This is a genomic window from Novosphingobium sp. Leaf2, from assembly GCF_001421325.1.
In the GTDB taxonomy this organism is placed as follows: Bacteria; Pseudomonadota; Alphaproteobacteria; order Sphingomonadales; family Sphingomonadaceae; genus Novosphingobium.
Map to the genome: position 1 here is coordinate 165,344 of NZ_LMJY01000005.1, position 15,010 is coordinate 180,353.

Genomic DNA, 15,010 nt, shown 5'->3' on the forward strand with positions numbered 1-15,010 from the left:
CCTGCGCGGCCTTGGCGTGAAACAGTGAAGCGTGGTCCTAAACCGAAGTCGGTAAAAACTCCGCCGACCGGCAACGAATGAGGCCAGGTAGTTGAGGGCCAAACCGGCATCCCGCGTATTATTCTACGGGCGGGGGCTTAGCGGAGATGACCGATGCACCACCAGATGAGCGCAGAGATACAGGCATGCATGGACGCCTGCCACCATTGCCATGTGACCTGCCTGTCGATGACGACCCAACATTGCCTTCAGGTAGGCGGTGCGCACGCCGCGCCCGACCATATCAAGATCATGCTGGATTGCGCGCAGGTTTGCGCCACCTCGCTCGACTTCATGGCCCGCGGCTCCGACCAGCATAAGCTCGTGTGCGGCATCTGCGCTCAGATCTGCCGGGCCTGCGCGGCGAGCTGCAAAGTGCTCGACGGCATGGACGACTGCGTTGCCGCCTGCGAGCGGTGCGCCGAAGAATGCGAGAAGATGGCCGCCTGAGCGGCGAGGCGGGCGGCGTTCGGCCGCCCGCCCCTTACATCGCCGAAGCGGGCGGTTCGAGTGTCCCCAGCCATGCGACGAGCGCAAGGATCGTCACTGCGCAGCTCGCCTCAACCGCGAGGCTGCGCCGTAAGGCGCCGAGTGCGCCGCGATGATCGGTCACGGCGATCGACCGCTCGAACGCCGGCGTGAGACGAAATCGGTTGAGCGACGCGAGCGCGAGCATCACGCCGAAGAGCGCGAGCTTCGCGATCAGAAGCTGGCCGTAGACCGTAGCGGCGAGGTTCGGCAGATTGGCAAGGCCGACCAGCAACCAGGCATTGACGATCCCGGTGACGGCGATCGTGCCGACCATTATCGTGCCCACCAAGCCAAACCCGTGCAGGGCGCGGTGCGTGAGCGCCAGATGGGCGGCGTCGACGCGGCGGACCGGCCGGGCGACGAGAAGCCCAAGCCCAAGCAGCGCTCCCGCCCACGCTCCGCCGGCAAGCAGGTGGAGAATGTCGGCGCCCAGATGTACCCAGCCAATGGTGCCCTCGTCCATCGCGCCGTGCCCCGTCCAGGCAAGTGTTGCGAGCGCCACGGCCGCGGCGAACGCCACCAAGCCGAGCAACACCGGGCGACCGGCTGCCACGAGGGCCGCGATCGAGGCCACCCCAAGCGCAGCCATCCGCGCTTCCCACGCGGTGCCCGTCGCAGACCCGGAGAGGAGCATCCCGATCGCCTCCTGATCGACCGGCCAAGGCGGCGCCCCGGCCATCGCCGCGGCGAGCAGCGCGAGGGCGATCCCGGAGAAAAGGAGGGCGAGTAGGCCGCTTCCGACGAGCCAGAGGCGCAACGCAATCGCGTCGGCGAGCTCGCCGGCCTTGAGGCCATAAAGGCTGAAAGCCGACAGGCCGAACAGTCCGCTTAGCGTCACATAGAGCGCGAAGCGGACCGCGATCAGCGGCCAGTCGGTGTCCACTTTTACTTTACCGCGAACGCGAAGTTGCCAGCGACGCGGTGGGTGTCGGCCGAGACGACATGCCATGCGACGCTGTAGCGGCCCGGTGCGAGTGGTGCCTTCGGCGTGACAACGAGGGTGCGGCCATCATCAGCGACCCCGGCCGCAGCCGCGACCTTCATCGGCGGGTGCGCGCTACCGCCATGCGCGGTCATCATCAGGTCCGCGCCTGAGAACTTCGGCATCAGCTTCTCGCTGAACCGAAGCGCGAGACGTGCGGGTTTGGCAACGGTCGCGTTCGGCGCGGGTGAAGCCGACAGGAGCTTGGGGTGAGCTTGGGCAGTGCTGGCAAGCCCGAGAATGGCAAGAGCGGCGAGGAGGCTGGCGGGACGCATGAGGTACTCCGTTATGTTCTGTCCATTCTACGCGGCGCAATTGCGCACCCCTCAAGCGGCCGGGTGAGGGATGATGGGCAGCGCTGCGTAACCAGTGTTAAGGGGACGGAGTGGAAAACATGGATGATCTGGACAGAGCGTTGGCGAGGTTGGCGGGAGCACCGGTTCCGGCCGCGCTGGACGAGGTCGAAGCACGTGTTCTCGCACGCATCGGCGCCCGGCCGGTCGTGCGGCAGGCCGGGCTCGGCATCGGTGTGGTGACGGTTGCGGCATTGGCGATCGGCATGATCGGCGCCGAACTGCCCGCGACCGCGAGCCCCGCGGTGTCGCTCGCACCGCTCGGCGGAGCCTCACCGCTCGCACCCTCGACTTTGCTGATAGGCGAGCCGTGACCTCAACCAAGCGCGTACTTCTGTGTGTCGTCCTCGCCTTTCTCGCGGCGATCGGGGGCGTTTTCGTCGGGCGTGCGCTGTTGCCCCAACCCAAGCAGCCCGGTGTAGCGTTGCACGAGGTATTGCATCACAAGCTCGCGCTCGATGCCGATCAGCAGGCTAAGCTGAAGGTTCTGGAGGATCGGTTCGCGGTACAACGGCGCGCTCTCGAGCTGGAGTTGCGCGCGACCAATGCCCGGCTTGCCGAGGCGATCGAGGCCGAGCACGGCAACGGCCCACAGGTCACGGCCGCGGTCGATCAGAGCCATGCCGCAATGGGCGAGCTGCAAAAGGCCACGTTGGCCCACATTTTCGCCATGCGGCAGCTTCTACGGACCGATCAGACCTCCCAATTCGACGCTGCGGTGGTGAAGGCGCTCACCGACGGCCAGGGGTGAGCCTCGATTGGACCACACTGTCCGATGCCGAGCTGGCGACGCTCAGCATCGCCGGTCGGCAGGCTGCTTTTGCCGAAATCGTGCGGCGCTACCAACAGCCGGTGTTCCGGCTCGCGCGGGCATGCGTCGGCGAACCCGAAGAAGCGCTCGACCTCGTGCAGGAGACGTTCGTCGCCGCACACCAGGCCCTCCCGCGGTACGACGGGCAGCGCGCCATGAAGGCGTGGCTTTCGACGATCGCGATCAACAAGTGCCGTGACTGGGCGCGAAAGCGCACGGTGCGCCGGTTCTTCTCCTTTGCGACCCCTATCGATCATCGGGCCGAAGCTGTGGTGGACGATCAGGTGGCGGTCGACGACGGGGCAGCCGACCGTCAGGAGTTGGACCGGGTGACAGGTGCCATTTCGACCTTGCCGATGAACCTTAAGGAAGCGCTGGTGCTGCGCACGATTGAGGGTTTAACGCAGGCCGAAACCGCCGAGGTGTTGGGGATCAGCCAGAAGGCTGTCGAAACTCGCCTCTACCGGGCACGCTTGCGCCTCCTAGAAAAGTTGGGCGGCGCACAAGGGATGGGCGTGCGGGACGCGTAGAAGGGGTGAGACGGGCCGATAGCGGTCCCGCCCTTCGAGGAGCTTCCATGTCGCGCGTACTCGACCGCCGCCAAGTGCTGCGCGGTGCCACCTTAGCCGGAAGCGGCCTTGCGCTGTCGGCGTACATGCCGGCGTGGGCGCAGCCGGTGTCCGCGGGCATTGCCAAGCCATTGCCGACGGTCTCGGGCGACGACATCACGCTGAAGGTCGCGCATCAGATGATGATGATCGATGGGCGGCAGAGCCATGCGATCGGCATCAACGGCACCGTGCCTGCGCCGCTCATTCGCTTACGCGAGGGGCAGAATGTCCGCCTTCATGTCGTGAACGAGCTGGACGAGGAGACGTCAATCCACTGGCATGGGCTGTTGGTGCCCTTCCAGATGGACGGTGTGCCCGGCATCAACTTCCCGGGCATCCCCCCGCGCTCGACCTTCACCTACGAGTTCCCGATCATCCAGAGCGGTACCTATTGGTATCACAGTCACTCGGGGCTTCAGGAGCAGGAGGGGCATTACGGCCCTATTCTGATCGACCCCAAGAACCCCGACCCGGTGCAGTTCGATCGCGAGCACGTCATCGTGCTGTCCGACCACAGCTTCCAGCACCCACACTATCTGTTCGATCGCCTCAAGAAGGAGTCGGGCTATTTCAACCGTCAGCGCCAGACCTTGGGCGGGCTGCTGGCCGGCAAGGATCAGCCACTGAAAGAGCGGCTGATGTGGGGCAAAATGCGGATGGACCCCGCCGACGTCGCCGACGTGACCGGCTCGACCTACACCTATCTGGTCAACGGCCATGGCCCCAAGGACAATTGGACCGCGCTGTTCCGGCCGGGCGAGCGGGTGCGGCTTCGCTTCATCAACGCATCGTCCATGACAACCTTCAACGTCCGAATCCCTGGCCTGCCGATGACGATCGTCGCGGCCGATGGCTTGAACGTGCGCCCCGTTCAGATCGATGAGTTCCAGTTCGGCCCGGCCGAAACCTATGATGCGATCGTCACGCCGCCCGACATGCGCGCCTACACGCTCGTGGGCGAGAGCGTCGATCGCTCCGGCATGGCGCGCGCGACGCTTGCACCCCGCGAGGGCATGGCGGCCGAGGTCCCACCACTGCGCAAGCGCCCGCTCGCGACCATGAAGGACATGGGCATGGGCAGTCATGACATGAGCACCATGGATCACGGCTCCATGCAGGGCATGGAGAGCGGTGTGACGGGCGCGCAGGCCGGATCGATGGCGGGCATGGACCATTCCCAGATGAACCATGGCGGGGCCGGCGCTGCTGCTGGCGCCATGGCTGGGATGACCGCGCCGCAGGATCAGAGTGGCGCGATGGCCGGGATGGATCACGGGTCCGGTGCGATGCCGGGCATGACGGATGGGCAGTCGATGGCCGGCATGGACATGGGCAGCATGAACATGCGCGATTTCTCGAAGGCCCCGGGCGTGAAGAAGGGTCCGGGTGTCCAGACCATTTCGGCCATGCCCGTCGATCGCACCGGCGAGCCTGGTCAGGGACTGGAGAACGTCGGGCACCGCGTGCTGACCTATCGCGATCTGGTTGCCCTAGACCGGAATCCCGACACGCGGGCACCCGAGCGCGAGATCAAGCTCCACCTTACCGGCAACATGGAACGGTATATGTGGGGCTTCGATGGCGAGAAGCTGTCGGAAAGCCCCGATCCGATCACCCTACTGCACGGCGAGCGGGTGCGCGTCACCCTCATCAACGACACGATGATGGGGCACCCCATTCACATCCATGGTCACTTCTTTGATCTGGTGACGGGGAAAGGCGCATACGCGCCCCGGAAGCATACCGTGCTCGTCCAGCCAGGCGGCACGGTGAGCTGGGACGTGACCGGCGAGGAAGGCGATTGGGCGTTCCACTGCCACATGCTTTACCACATGCACGCAGGGATGATGCGCGTCGTGCAAGTCCGCAAGGCCGGGGAGGCAGCAGCATGAAGCGGTCGCTCCTTCTCGCCGGAATCGCCACGGCAGTCGTGGCCAACCCCGTGTCTGGGCAGAGCATGGATCATTCCATGCACAACATGCCGGGGATGACCATGCCGGGGAAGCCCGCGGCCAAGGCGACCCCCAAGCCCGCACGGAAAGCGGCAGCGAAGCCCGCGGCCAAGCGGAAGGCTCCTGTTCGGCGTGAGGCCCCCCGTCGCGCTCAGGCCCTGCCGGCTCGGGCGACCGATCCGCACGCCGGTCACGACATGAGCGGGATGCAGGGCATGAACATGGGCGGGCAGCAGGCCGCGCCCGCCCAGGACCCGCACGCCGGCCACGACATGTCCGCGATGCCCGGTATGGGCTCCCCGGCAGCAGCGGGGCAGGACCCGCATGCCGGGCATGACATGAGCGCGATGCCCGGTATGGCGACGGAGGGTAGCCAGGCAGGCGCCAAGGTCGGGACCGACCTTCCTCCCGGCAACAAGCCCGCTCCCGCGCCGTCCGGCGATCATCTCGCCGATCGCTTCTGGGGGGCGGATGCCATGGCCAGCTCGCGCGAGAACGATCTGCGGCGCGAGCATGGCGGGATGACCTACTATCAGGTGCTCTTCAATCTCGCGGAGTATCAGGCCCGCAAGGGAAGCGATGGCTACCGCTGGGATAGCGAGGCTTGGATCGGAGGCGACATCAACCGGCTCTGGCTGAAGTCGGAGGGTGAAGGCAGCTTCGGCAAGTCGCTGGAGAGCGCCGAGGTGCAGGCGCTCTATAGCCACGCCCTCGATCCCTATTGGAACCTCCAGGCCGGCGTCCGCTACGATTTCAAGCCGAACCCGTCGCGCACCTATGCGACGATCGGGATCGAGGGGCTGGCCCCCTACCAATTCGAGGTCGAGGGAGCGCTGTTCCTCTCCGACAAGGGCGACGTGCTCGCCCGCGCCGAGGGCTATTACGACCAGCGCATCACCAACTACTTCGTTCTCCAGCCCAGGGTGGAGGCCAACTTCGCGGCCCAGGACGTGCGGGAGACCGGGATCGGCTCTGGGCTTACGGACCTGGAGGCCGGTTTGCGGCTCCGCTACGAGGGCCGCCGTGAGTTCGCGCCCTATATCGGCGTGTCGTGGGAACGGCAGTTCGGCGACACCGCCCGCTTCTCGCGGGCACGGGGCGACGACACGGGCGGCTTCAGCTTCGTCGCCGGCGTGAGGACCTGGTTCTGAGCCCGCGGCTCCGCCTCCACCTTGGAGCGAGCAAGATCCACCGCTGGCTTGCTCTCCTGATCGGCGCGCAGGCGATCGTCTGGTTCACCAGCGGCCTTGTGATGAGCCTGCTCCCGATCGACACCGTGCATGGCGATCACCGGATCGAACGGAACGCCGAGCCGGCGTTGTCGAGCACACAAGGCTTCGCACCGCTGCCTACCTTGCTCGCGTCAGCCGGAGCGCCGGTCCGGCAGCTTCAGCACCGCATGCTGCTCGGGCGACCGATCGTCGAGGCACAGCTTGTGGATGGCCACATCCGTCTGCTGGACGCTCGCACGGCTGCACCACTTCCACCATTGGATGCCAGGGTGGCCAGGACGATCGCTCAGAAAGCGTATCGAGGGAGTGGTGTGCCTGCGCCCACCATCGAGCGGGTCGAACGAGCCAGCACCGAGTATCGCGGGGCGTTGCCAGCTTGGCGTGCCACGTTCGCCGACGATGACGCCACCCGCATCTATGTAGCGGCCGACACGGGACGGCTCACGTCGGTCCGGACAGGAACGTGGCGGCTGTACGACTTCTTCTGGGGCCTCCACATCATGGATTGGACCGAGCACGAGCGGTTCAACACGCCGTGGCTCAACGCCTTTGCCGCAGGCGGTCTCGTCTTCGCAGTGTCAGGCGCGATCCTTCTCTTCATGCGCTGGCCGAGACGGGCGCGCCGCAAAGCCGGGGGGCATATTTCCAGACAGGAGTCGCATGATGGATGACCGCCAAGGCAAGATGAACATGGAGATGGGCTACGGTCGCTTCGCAGCGATGGTGGCGACCTCGACCGTCGTCATGTTCGGGTTGATGTACGTGAACGTCTATGCCCTCGGGCATATCGAGTTTAGCCAGACACGGTTCTGGATGGCGTTCGTGATGGGTGCCACGATGGCGATCATCATGCTCCTCTTCATGTGGTCGATGTACAAGAACAAGCGGACGAATGCCGCGATCATCGGCGGTAGCATCGTGGTGTTCGCGCTCGCGCTTTGGCTCGTCCGCAGCCAGGAAACGGTGGACGACGTGAGCTATATGAAGGCCATGATCCCGCATCACTCGATCGCCATCATGACCAGCGAGCGCGCGCACATCAAAGACCCGGAGGTGCGGAAGATGGCGGACGGGATCATCGATGCGCAGGTCCGCGAAATTACTGAGATGAAGCGGGTGATTGCCCGGCTTGAGGCACGCCCGACGCCCGCGAACGCGCCCGACCTGCCCTCCTATCGTGACAAGCAGGTGCCCCCTCCCCCGCCTGAAACCGACGAGAGCGCCGGGGTGAATACGCTGCAGCCGATCCACTGAATTCGATCACAAGCGTGAGGGATACGGTCCGCACGCCCGTATCTCTCCTGTGGGCGGGGGCGTTTACGCAGGAGCGACACGATGAAGAAGTTGACTGTTCTGGCCCTCGCGGCCGCACTCGGCGCCGCACCGGCCATCGCCCAGATGCAGGGCATGGATCATTCGGGCATGAACCATGGTCAGATGATGCAGCCGACGCCGGCCAACCCCTATCCGCCCTCTGAAATGCAGATGCATCAGAAGATGATGTCGGCCATGGGCGCCGATGCGACCGAGACCTGGGTCCGCAAAATGGTCGAGCATCATCGCGGCGGCATCGCCATGTCGCAGATAGTGTTGCGCGAAACCAAGGACGCAAAGGTCCGCCAGATGGCGACCAAGACGATCGCCGAGCAGAACAAGGAAGTCGGCGAGCTGAACGCCTGGCTGCGGGCGCACGGCAAGGCTGCACAGTGATCGGCGACCATCTAGGAACAGATATGACCCGCACCCGCCTTCTCGCCGCTGTTGTAGCGTTCGCCATGCCGGTCGCAGCCGTGGCTGCCGGGCCGGTGCTGATGCACCGTGATCCGGGCTGCCCATGTTGCGAGAAGTGGGCGCAGCAGGTGAAGGCTCAGTTCGGTCGAGCGGTCCGCGTGGTCGACGACGCGAACCGGCCCGCGTTCATGAAGGCCCGGGGCGTACCTGCGGACTTAGCCTCGTGCCACACGGCCATCATCGACGGTATGACTTTCGAGGGTCATGTGCCGATCGCCGACATGAAGCGGGCTCTGGCAACGCACCCGAAGGGTGTGATGGGGCTCGCGGTTGCCGGGATGCCGATGGGCTCGCCGGGCATGGAGATGCCGGGCATGAAGGCCCAGCCCTACGACGTCGTTGCGTTCGGACCTGGTGGACGCAAGGTGTTCGCCCACCACTAAAAGGAGGGAGGCGCAAACGCCTCCCTCCCCGGCTTACTTCTTGGGCGTTCCGGACATGTCGTGACCGGCATGATCGCCGCCCTTCTTCATGTCCTTGCAGCAATCGCCCTTGCCGTCCTTGCAGCAATCGGCACCGTCTTTGCAGCACGCCATGTCGGCGCAGCAGGACCCGGCCGCGAAGGCTGCGGTGGGAAGGGCGAGCGCCAGCGCTGCGCCGATCAGCTTGAACTTGGTCATCAAAATCTCCGTTGATTGAATGTGTGAACCTGTTGGAGGGTCACACGGCTCGCGGAGGTGGAGTGGCGGGCGGTATCAGCCACCCGCTCATGACATTAGCCGGCGATGGCCAGGCGGCGATTGGGAGTGAGGATAACGGCTCGACCCTCGCCAGGGCTTCCCCGGGGACGGCGATGCAGGGCGTCGCGCAGGCCGCTTGCGGCGCCTTTTTGTCCGGGGCCGAAGGGTTCTTCTCCTCGCACCCGGCCATTGCCGACGCGATCGGAGCGGCTTGAGCTCTGGCTTCGCAGATAGGCCCCAGCCGGATAAGCAGCATCATCGCAAGCACGGCCAGGACGGCCGTGCGAAAGACGCTGATAAAAGGACGAGACCCGGACTTCACGCCCACTACCGGCAGCCTTTTGGACCTGAAGTCAACGGCTCAGTGCGGCATCGAGAGCGCAGCCGGGGCGATCACCATCCATAGCGCCATGGCGACCATCATCACGTTCTCGGTCAGCGAGAGGAAGCCGAGAGGTACGTTGCTATCTCCGCCCACGCAGGCGCACTTGAGTTCGCGCTTGTCGACATAGACCGCCTTGATGACGGATATCGCACCGATCGTCCCGATGACGAGCGCGATCGGCACCGACAGCCAGGTGAGCACACCAGCGGCCATCAGCACGCCCGCGACACCTTCCGCGTAGGGATAGACGTAGGAATAGGGCACCCAGCGCTTGGCGAGCAGATCGTAGTTGAGGAACATGCTCGAGAAGCTCTCGACGTTCTGGAGCTTCAGCAGGGCGAGCACGCACATCGAGAAGGCGATGAACCATTCCCCAGCGCGGACCGTGAACGGCGAGCCGAAGGCAGCGTAGCTGGCCGCGAGCGCCATCAGCGCGGTTATGGCGAACACCGCGACTACGGGCCGGTATGTGACGGCCTTGGGATCGCGCACCGCCTTGCCGAAGAAGCGGCGCAGATCGTCATAGCCTCCCACCCGCTCGCCCCTGATAAAGGTTTGGGGCGTGGTCTTCACGCCGTGCTCCGCCTTGAACGCGTCGGTTTCCTCGCGCGTGCGCAGCCAATGATCCTCGATCTCGTAACCTTGCCGACGCAGCAGATCCTTGGCCTTCACGCCATAGGGGCAGGTGTGCGCAGGCATCACCATACGATAGATCGTCGCTTTCTTGGGCGCCGCGGTCGCCATCTCACTTCTCCGTCCTGTTCGCGGAGCCTATATAGGGTCCGTACTATAGTACGGAGTCAAGGCATGGCGGCGCTGACAATTACGGGTTTCGCGCGTGAAGGGAACGTCGGTGTCGAGACCGTGCGCTACTATCAGCGCCGGGGTTTGCTCGATACGCCAGACCGGCCGCAAGGCTCCGGCGCGAGCGGCAGTATTCGCCGCTACGGAATCGATGACGTGCGCCGCCTCCGGTTTATCCGATCGGCGCAGGCAGCCGGGTTCACGTTGGAGCAGATCGGCGAACTGCTAGCGCTCGACGCAACCGACGATCGCGCCCGCGCACGCGAGCTTGCCAATGAGCGGATTGAGGCGCTGGACGCCAAGATCCAGGAGCTTGAGCGGGTGCGCGCCTCCCTTCGCCATCTCGCGAGAGAGTGCGGAAGCGGCTCGGCGGGACCGTGTCCAATCCTTCAAGCGTTCGATCACGCTTGAGCGTCAGGCGCGCGCGATAGCGATGCTCGACAGGTCGGTAGCCACCTCGACCGGCACGCCGGCCTGCTTTCGCTCCGAATAGCGGTCGACGAGTTGGGCCGCATGGGGCCGCAGAAGGATCGTGAAGCGCACCAGCTCCTCCATCACATCGACGATGCGATCATAATAGCTGGACGGCTTCATGCGGCCAGCATCGTCGAACTCCTTAAAGGCCATCGCCACCGAAGATTGGTTCGGAATCGTGACCATCCGCATCCAGCGGCCGAGCAGGCGCAGCGTGTTGACCGCGTTGAACGATTGCGATCCGCCCGATACTTGCATGACGGCCAACGTGCGCCCCTGCGTTGGGCGCATGCCCTTCATCTCGAGAGGCAGATGATCGATCTGCGCTTTCATGATGCCGGTAATCTGGCCGTGCCGCTCAGGGCTGCACCAGACCTGTCCCTCCGACCACATCGACAACTCGCGCAACTCGTGAACAGCCGGGTGATCGTCGCCCGCTACTTGGTCGGGCAGCGGCAGCGTAGAGGGATCGAAGATGCGCGTTTCAGCACCAAACAGGCGCAGCAGGCGAGCAGCTTCCTCGACGGCAAGCCGGGAAAAGGAGCGCTCGCGTAGCGACCCATAGAGTAGCAGGATGCGTGGGGCAGGCTCGGTTGGCCCAAGAGCCTCAGCAGAGCGAGGGCGGATAAATGCAGGGTCGAGCGCAGGCAGAATGTCGGGATCGGTAAGTGTGCGAAGCGGCATCAGAGAGCTTTCACGAGGTAAGTAGCCGAGGCGGGGCAGAGCAAGGTGAACTCACGCGTGGCGGCAATGGCCGAGGGTGCGGCATGCCGATCGGCAGCCGCATAGCCGAGCGCGGGGAAGAACACGGCCGCGGTCGTGGTCAGCAGATGCAATCGCTCCACGCCCAGTCCGCGCGCTTCTTGTTCCAGCGCCGCGACCAGCGTTCGGCCGATGCCGGCGCCTCGACGACCGGGGACGACGAGAATGGAGCGGAGCAGGCGGTCGGCTCCCTCGCCTTCGAGACCGCCATAACCGACGAGGCTATCCGCATCGAACCGGAAGAAGACGCGGTCAGTCTCCGCGAGATCGGCACTGGGCAGGCTTGCGGCATTGAGGAGCCATGCCAATCCCGTCAGCTTGTTCGGATCGAGGCGTGTGGCGATCAGCGCGGTCACGCAGCACGCGGCCCGAGCAGGATCACACAGGTTCCAATCAGGCACAGGGCAGCGCCGCCGACATCCCAGCGATCGGGACGGATGCCCTCCACGCTCCACAGCCAAAGCAGGGAGGCGCAGATGTAGATGCCGCCATAAGCGGCATAGGCCCGCCCCGCTGCATCACTGTCGACGCGGGTCAGAAGCCAGGCGAACAGGATCAGGCACGCAATGCCGGGGACCAACCAGAGGGGCGCCTTGCCCATCCGGAGCCACGCCCAAAACGCGAAGCATCCGGCGATTTCCGCAAGCGCCGCGCCGACGTAGATCAGGGCTGTCATCCGAGGGTGATCCTCAATGCCAAGGCGCCAAGGGTAATGAGCAGTACCGGTACGGTCAGCGTGACGCCGACGCGGAAATAATAGCCCCATCCGATCCGCACGCCCTTCTGACCGAGAACGTGAAGCCACAGCAACGTCGCGAGAGACCCGATCGGCGTCAGCTTCGGGCCAAGGTCGCAACCGATTACGTTGGCGTAGATCATTGCTTCCTTGACCGCGCCGGTCGCGTGCGCCGCGTCGATCGACAGCGCCCCGACCAGCACGGTCGGCATGTTGTTCATCACCGACGAGAGGATGGCCGCGATGATGCCCGTTCCGAAGGCCGCACCCCACACACCGCCTTCTGCCGTACGATCGAGCAGCGCGGCGAGGTGATCGGTCAGGCCGGCGTTCCGCAGGCTGTAGACGACGAGGTACATGCCGAGCGAGAAGATCACGACCTGCCATGGCGCGCCTCGCAGTACCTTCCGTGTCTCGATTACACGGCCGCGCCCCGCGATCACCAGCAGCAGGATCGCGCCGGCAGCGGCAACTGCGCTTACCGGCACGCCGAGGGGCTCGAGCAGGAAGAAGCCGGCAAGCAGGAGCGCCAGGACAACCCACCCGGCGCGGAAGGTTGCGGCATCACGAATAGCCTCATGGGGCGCGCGCAGCGCTCCGACATCATAGGCTTGTGGAATGTCACGGCGGAAGAACATCATCAGTGCGCCCAGCGTGGCCGCGATCGACACCAGATCGACCGGCACCATCACGGAGGCATATTCACCGAAGCCGACTTTGAAGAAGTCAGCCGACACGATGTTGACGAGATTGGAGACGACCAGCGGCAAACTTGCTGTGTCGGCGATAAAGCCGGCCGCCATGACGAACGCCAGCGTCGCCTTGTCCTTGAAGCCCAGCGCGCGCAGCATGGCGATGACGATCGGCGTCAGGATCAGCGCCGCGCCGTCGTTGGCGAACAGGGCAGACACCGCCGCGCCCAGCAGGACGATCAGGACGAACAGCCGGCGACCGTGCCCCCTGCCCCAGCGCGCAACGTGCAACGCCGCCCATTCGAAGAACCCGGCCTCATCGAGCAGTAGGCTTATGACGATGATCGCGACGAATGCGGCGGTCGCGTTCCAGACGATACCCCACACCACCGGCACGTCAGATAGCGTAACGACGCCCGCGAGCAGCGCTACGACGGCTCCGCCCATTGCACTCCATCCGATGCCGAGGCCTTTGGGTTGCCAGATGACGAGCGCGATCGTGGCAACGAAGATCAGGACAGCAAGGAGCATCAGGCGACGCGCTGACCCAACGCGTCAACGACTTGCTGGCCGTCTTCCTTCGCGAACGCGCCAAGCTGATCGCTTGGGAGCAGATCAAGGACGGCCTCGGATGGCCGGGACAGCTTCACGCCAAGTGGCGAGACGACCAGCGGCCGGTTGATGAGGATTGGGTGTGCCATCATTGCGTCAACCAGCGCGTCATCGGACAGCGACGTGTCGTCCAAGCCCAAGTCCGCATAGGGCGTCCCTTTCTCGCGCAGTAAATCGCGCGGCGTCAGGCCAGCGCGATCCATCAGCTCGACCAGCAGGGCGCGCGAGGGCGGCGTCTTCAGATATTCCACCACATGCGGTTCGATGCCGGCATTGCGGATCATGGCGAGAGCGTTGCGGGACGTGCCGCACTCGGGATTGTGATAGATGACGATATCGATGCTCATGGGGCGTCCTTTCGGCAGCAGGGGGCGAGTTCGGCGACAAGCGGCGCGCACAGCTCGGCATTGCCGGCGCAGCAGTCCTTGACTAGGAACAGGGTGAGCGCGCGCAGGCCGTCCAGATCAGCGCTGTAGATGATCGAGCGGCTGCGTCGTTCGTATCGAACGAGACCGGCACGCGCGAGTATGCCCAGGTGTGCGGACATGGTGTTCTGCGGCACGTCGAGCTGACGGGCGATGTCACCCGCTGCCATACCGTCCGGCTCGTGACGCACCAACAAGCGGAACACATCAAGGCGCGTCGACTGCGCGAGCGCGCTCAAAGCAGAAATGGCCGAATCATTTTCCATATATCCAGCATAACGGATACATAATCGAGCGCCATATCCGTTAGTGTTTTCGCATCGGCCGGCAGGACGTTGAAAGCCCGCCTTAGGGATCGCTGGTCGCTGATCGTAACTCTCAATCTCGAGTTACGAAAGGACAGGCCGGGCGCCGCCAGCTTTTCGGATTAGCGCTACGCCCGGCCTGTCCTTTCGTAACGGCAAGCTAACAATACGATGGCATAGCCTAGACCTAACGAGCACGACCCCCGCCCAAATGCCTTGGAGGGCAGGGTAGCGTTGGTCAGCATGTTGGTGCCCAAGCTATCATAGGGCGGCCAATGCTTGAAATTTCGCGGTTCATAGCGGACGATGTCGGACGCAACATCGTGACGATCCATCCAACGACGAAAGACCGGGATGAAGGCGTAGGTATCGGTCTTCTCGGAACCGGTATCGGCGAACAACACCATATCGATCGGCTCGCCTCGTTCGACGAGCTCGACGATCATGGCGGTGGAATCGACCCCCGCGCCCCAAGCCGCGATCACTGGCGCGCGCTCAACCATCGGTCGGATCCTTTGGGACGATGGCCGGGTTGATAAGCCGGTATGCGCGCGTCCTGAGCTTTGTAATCCGGCACACGGCGCCGGTTATGGGATCGCGAAATAGCGGGGCCTTGCCCTTCGGATTGGCAATGACCGTGAAGCGGTTGCGATCCTCGCCGTCATTGAAACGAATGGGTTCGTCGAAGACGATGGTCTGTCCCGGCTTCGGGACCGGCTTCGCGCGTTCTAGGGTCCGGACTCATTAGAGCCACCATATGACGAAGGCGGCGATGGCGATGGTTGCCATGAAGGTCTTGATGTTGCGGTCAAACCTGGTGGCTACGCGGCGCC

General features: G+C 64.6%; 22 protein-coding genes and 1 pseudogene. 11 read left to right on the plus strand and 12 right to left on the minus strand.

What is annotated here, in order from left to right:
* Positions 1–153: 153 nt before the first annotated feature.
* Complete coding sequence (locus ASE49_RS05435; protein ID WP_056769092.1) at positions 154–489, plus strand: four-helix bundle copper-binding protein; 336 nt, start codon at positions 154–156, stop codon at positions 487–489.
* Positions 490–523: 34 nt separating this feature from the next.
* Here ASE49_RS05435 and copD read toward each other — a convergent pair whose 3' ends face one another.
* The gene (gene copD, locus ASE49_RS05440; RefSeq protein WP_056769093.1) at positions 524–1,453 is read right to left on the minus strand and encodes a copper homeostasis membrane protein CopD; all 930 of its coding nucleotides are present in this window, start codon (positions 1,451–1,453) and stop codon (positions 524–526) included.
* Between the two features lie 2 nt (positions 1,454–1,455).
* Positions 1,456–1,827 (minus strand): copper homeostasis periplasmic binding protein CopC, encoded by a 372-nt coding sequence (gene copC / locus ASE49_RS05445; RefSeq protein WP_056769094.1) that lies wholly within the window; start codon positions 1,825–1,827, stop codon positions 1,456–1,458.
* 119 nt (positions 1,828–1,946) lie between these two features.
* Between copC and ASE49_RS05450 the strand changes: the two genes are divergently transcribed.
* From ASE49_RS05450 to ASE49_RS05490, 9 genes are all read left to right on the plus strand, one after another.
* Positions 1,947–2,219 carry a hypothetical protein gene (locus tag ASE49_RS05450; protein WP_056769161.1) on the plus strand — a complete coding sequence of 91 codons (273 nt, stop codon included), beginning with the start codon at positions 1,947–1,949 and terminating at the stop codon, positions 2,217–2,219.
* The gene (locus tag ASE49_RS05455) at positions 2,216–2,656 is read left to right on the plus strand and encodes a periplasmic heavy metal sensor (protein WP_056769095.1); all 441 of its coding nucleotides are present in this window, start codon (positions 2,216–2,218) and stop codon (positions 2,654–2,656) included. Before ASE49_RS05450 ends, ASE49_RS05455 begins: the two co-directional genes overlap by 4 nt.
* The gene (locus ASE49_RS05460) at positions 2,653–3,246 is read left to right on the plus strand and encodes an RNA polymerase sigma factor (RefSeq protein ID WP_056769096.1); all 594 of its coding nucleotides are present in this window, start codon (positions 2,653–2,655) and stop codon (positions 3,244–3,246) included. The genes ASE49_RS05455 and ASE49_RS05460 overlap by 4 nt, the downstream gene beginning before the upstream one ends.
* A gap of 47 nt (positions 3,247–3,293) precedes the next feature.
* Positions 3,294–5,219 (plus strand): copper resistance system multicopper oxidase, encoded by a 1,926-nt coding sequence (locus ASE49_RS05465; RefSeq protein WP_056769097.1) that lies wholly within the window; start codon positions 3,294–3,296, stop codon positions 5,217–5,219.
* Positions 5,216–6,430 carry a copper resistance protein B gene (locus ASE49_RS05470; protein ID WP_056769098.1) on the plus strand — a complete coding sequence of 405 codons (1,215 nt, stop codon included), beginning with the start codon at positions 5,216–5,218 and terminating at the stop codon, positions 6,428–6,430. Before ASE49_RS05465 ends, ASE49_RS05470 begins: the two co-directional genes overlap by 4 nt.
* A gap of 35 nt (positions 6,431–6,465) precedes the next feature.
* Positions 6,466–7,182, plus strand: a complete 717-nt coding sequence (locus tag ASE49_RS05475; RefSeq protein ID WP_327195751.1) for a hypothetical protein — start codon at positions 6,466–6,468, stop codon at positions 7,180–7,182.
* A 19-nt stretch (positions 7,183–7,201) separates the two neighbouring features.
* Positions 7,202–7,765 carry a DUF305 domain-containing protein gene (locus ASE49_RS05480; protein ID WP_235522850.1) on the plus strand — a complete coding sequence of 188 codons (564 nt, stop codon included), beginning with the start codon at positions 7,202–7,204 and terminating at the stop codon, positions 7,763–7,765.
* 81 nt (positions 7,766–7,846) lie between these two features.
* Complete coding sequence (locus tag ASE49_RS05485) at positions 7,847–8,221, plus strand: DUF305 domain-containing protein (protein WP_056769099.1); 375 nt, start codon at positions 7,847–7,849, stop codon at positions 8,219–8,221.
* A 23-nt stretch (positions 8,222–8,244) separates the two neighbouring features.
* Positions 8,245–8,685 (plus strand): DUF411 domain-containing protein, encoded by a 441-nt coding sequence (locus ASE49_RS05490; protein WP_056769100.1) that lies wholly within the window; start codon positions 8,245–8,247, stop codon positions 8,683–8,685.
* A gap of 33 nt (positions 8,686–8,718) precedes the next feature.
* Here ASE49_RS05490 and ASE49_RS05495 read toward each other — a convergent pair whose 3' ends face one another.
* Together ASE49_RS05495 and ASE49_RS05505 are read right to left on the minus strand one after the other, a co-directional pair.
* Complete coding sequence (locus ASE49_RS05495) at positions 8,719–8,922, minus strand: hypothetical protein (RefSeq protein WP_056769101.1); 204 nt, start codon at positions 8,920–8,922, stop codon at positions 8,719–8,721.
* A 421-nt stretch (positions 8,923–9,343) separates the two neighbouring features.
* A complete protein-coding gene (locus ASE49_RS05505) occupies positions 9,344–10,111 on the minus strand; it encodes a MauE/DoxX family redox-associated membrane protein (protein WP_056769103.1) in 768 nt (255 codons plus the stop codon).
* A gap of 63 nt (positions 10,112–10,174) precedes the next feature.
* On the opposite strand from ASE49_RS05505, the gene ASE49_RS05510 reads away from it, so the two are divergent.
* Positions 10,175–10,582 (plus strand): MerR family transcriptional regulator, encoded by a 408-nt coding sequence (locus tag ASE49_RS05510; protein WP_056769104.1) that lies wholly within the window; start codon positions 10,175–10,177, stop codon positions 10,580–10,582.
* 3 nt (positions 10,583–10,585) lie between these two features.
* On the opposite strand, the gene arsH is transcribed toward ASE49_RS05510, so the two are convergent.
* The 8 genes and pseudogenes from arsH to ASE49_RS18910 form a co-directional block, all read right to left on the minus strand.
* The gene (arsH, locus tag ASE49_RS05515) at positions 10,586–11,329 is read right to left on the minus strand and encodes an arsenical resistance protein ArsH (protein WP_056769105.1); all 744 of its coding nucleotides are present in this window, start codon (positions 11,327–11,329) and stop codon (positions 10,586–10,588) included.
* On the minus strand, positions 11,329–11,763 hold the full coding sequence (arsN2, locus tag ASE49_RS05520; protein ID WP_327195749.1) for an arsenic resistance N-acetyltransferase ArsN2: 435 nt from the start codon (positions 11,761–11,763) through the stop codon (positions 11,329–11,331). The genes arsH and arsN2 overlap by 1 nt, the downstream gene beginning before the upstream one ends.
* A complete protein-coding gene (locus ASE49_RS05525; RefSeq protein WP_056769106.1) occupies positions 11,760–12,083 on the minus strand; it encodes a YnfA family protein in 324 nt (107 codons plus the stop codon). The genes arsN2 and ASE49_RS05525 overlap by 4 nt, the downstream gene beginning before the upstream one ends.
* A complete protein-coding gene (locus ASE49_RS05530; protein ID WP_056769107.1) occupies positions 12,080–13,366 on the minus strand; it encodes an arsenic transporter in 1,287 nt (428 codons plus the stop codon). The genes ASE49_RS05525 and ASE49_RS05530 overlap by 4 nt, the downstream gene beginning before the upstream one ends.
* Complete coding sequence (gene arsC / locus ASE49_RS05535) at positions 13,366–13,794, minus strand: arsenate reductase (glutaredoxin) (RefSeq protein WP_056769108.1); 429 nt, start codon at positions 13,792–13,794, stop codon at positions 13,366–13,368. The genes ASE49_RS05530 and arsC overlap by 1 nt, the downstream gene beginning before the upstream one ends.
* Complete coding sequence (locus ASE49_RS05540; protein ID WP_056769109.1) at positions 13,791–14,138, minus strand: ArsR/SmtB family transcription factor; 348 nt, start codon at positions 14,136–14,138, stop codon at positions 13,791–13,793. The genes arsC and ASE49_RS05540 overlap by 4 nt, the downstream gene beginning before the upstream one ends.
* 167 nt (positions 14,139–14,305) lie before the next feature.
* On the minus strand, positions 14,306–14,680 hold the full coding sequence (locus tag ASE49_RS05545) for a hypothetical protein (protein ID WP_056769110.1): 375 nt from the start codon (positions 14,678–14,680) through the stop codon (positions 14,306–14,308).
* Positions 14,673–14,900: pseudogene (locus ASE49_RS18910) on the minus strand (DUF6927 domain-containing protein); the annotation flags it as partial. The pseudogene ASE49_RS18910 and the gene ASE49_RS05545, both read right to left, overlap by 8 nt.
* Positions 14,901–15,010 lie beyond the last annotated feature (110 nt).

What these genes read in the sequence shown, in the direction of transcription:
- copC (WP_056769094.1), bottom strand. Translation starts at nt 1,827, where the DNA reads ATGCGTCCCGCCAGCCTCCTCGCCGCTCTTGCCATTCTCGGGCTTGCC.
- ASE49_RS05545 (WP_056769110.1), bottom strand. Translation starts at nt 14,680, where the DNA reads ATGGTTGAGCGCGCGCCAGTGATCGCGGCTTGGGGCGCGGGGGTCGAT.
- ASE49_RS05470 (WP_056769098.1), top strand. Translation starts at nt 5,216, where the DNA reads ATGAAGCGGTCGCTCCTTCTCGCCGGAATCGCCACGGCAGTCGTGGCC.
- ASE49_RS05505 (WP_056769103.1), bottom strand. Translation starts at nt 10,111, where the DNA reads ATGGCGACCGCGGCGCCCAAGAAAGCGACGATCTATCGTATGGTGATG.
- ASE49_RS05485 (WP_056769099.1), top strand. Translation starts at nt 7,847, where the DNA reads ATGAAGAAGTTGACTGTTCTGGCCCTCGCGGCCGCACTCGGCGCCGCA.
- ASE49_RS05540 (WP_056769109.1), bottom strand. Translation starts at nt 14,138, where the DNA reads ATGGAAAATGATTCGGCCATTTCTGCTTTGAGCGCGCTCGCGCAGTCG.
- ASE49_RS05450 (WP_056769161.1), top strand. Translation starts at nt 1,947, where the DNA reads ATGGATGATCTGGACAGAGCGTTGGCGAGGTTGGCGGGAGCACCGGTT.
- arsC (WP_056769108.1), bottom strand. Translation starts at nt 13,794, where the DNA reads ATGAGCATCGATATCGTCATCTATCACAATCCCGAGTGCGGCACGTCC.
- ASE49_RS05510 (WP_056769104.1), top strand. Translation starts at nt 10,175, where the DNA reads ATGGCGGCGCTGACAATTACGGGTTTCGCGCGTGAAGGGAACGTCGGT.
- ASE49_RS05525 (WP_056769106.1), bottom strand. Translation starts at nt 12,083, where the DNA reads ATGACAGCCCTGATCTACGTCGGCGCGGCGCTTGCGGAAATCGCCGGA.
- ASE49_RS05530 (WP_056769107.1), bottom strand. Translation starts at nt 13,366, where the DNA reads ATGCTCCTTGCTGTCCTGATCTTCGTTGCCACGATCGCGCTCGTCATC.
- ASE49_RS05465 (WP_056769097.1), top strand. Translation starts at nt 3,294, where the DNA reads ATGTCGCGCGTACTCGACCGCCGCCAAGTGCTGCGCGGTGCCACCTTA.
- ASE49_RS05435 (WP_056769092.1), top strand. Translation starts at nt 154, where the DNA reads ATGCACCACCAGATGAGCGCAGAGATACAGGCATGCATGGACGCCTGC.
- ASE49_RS05480 (WP_235522850.1), top strand. Translation starts at nt 7,202, where the DNA reads ATGGAGATGGGCTACGGTCGCTTCGCAGCGATGGTGGCGACCTCGACC.
- arsH (WP_056769105.1), bottom strand. Translation starts at nt 11,329, where the DNA reads ATGCCGCTTCGCACACTTACCGATCCCGACATTCTGCCTGCGCTCGAC.
- ASE49_RS05495 (WP_056769101.1), bottom strand. Translation starts at nt 8,922, where the DNA reads ATGACCAAGTTCAAGCTGATCGGCGCAGCGCTGGCGCTCGCCCTTCCC.
- ASE49_RS05490 (WP_056769100.1), top strand. Translation starts at nt 8,245, where the DNA reads ATGACCCGCACCCGCCTTCTCGCCGCTGTTGTAGCGTTCGCCATGCCG.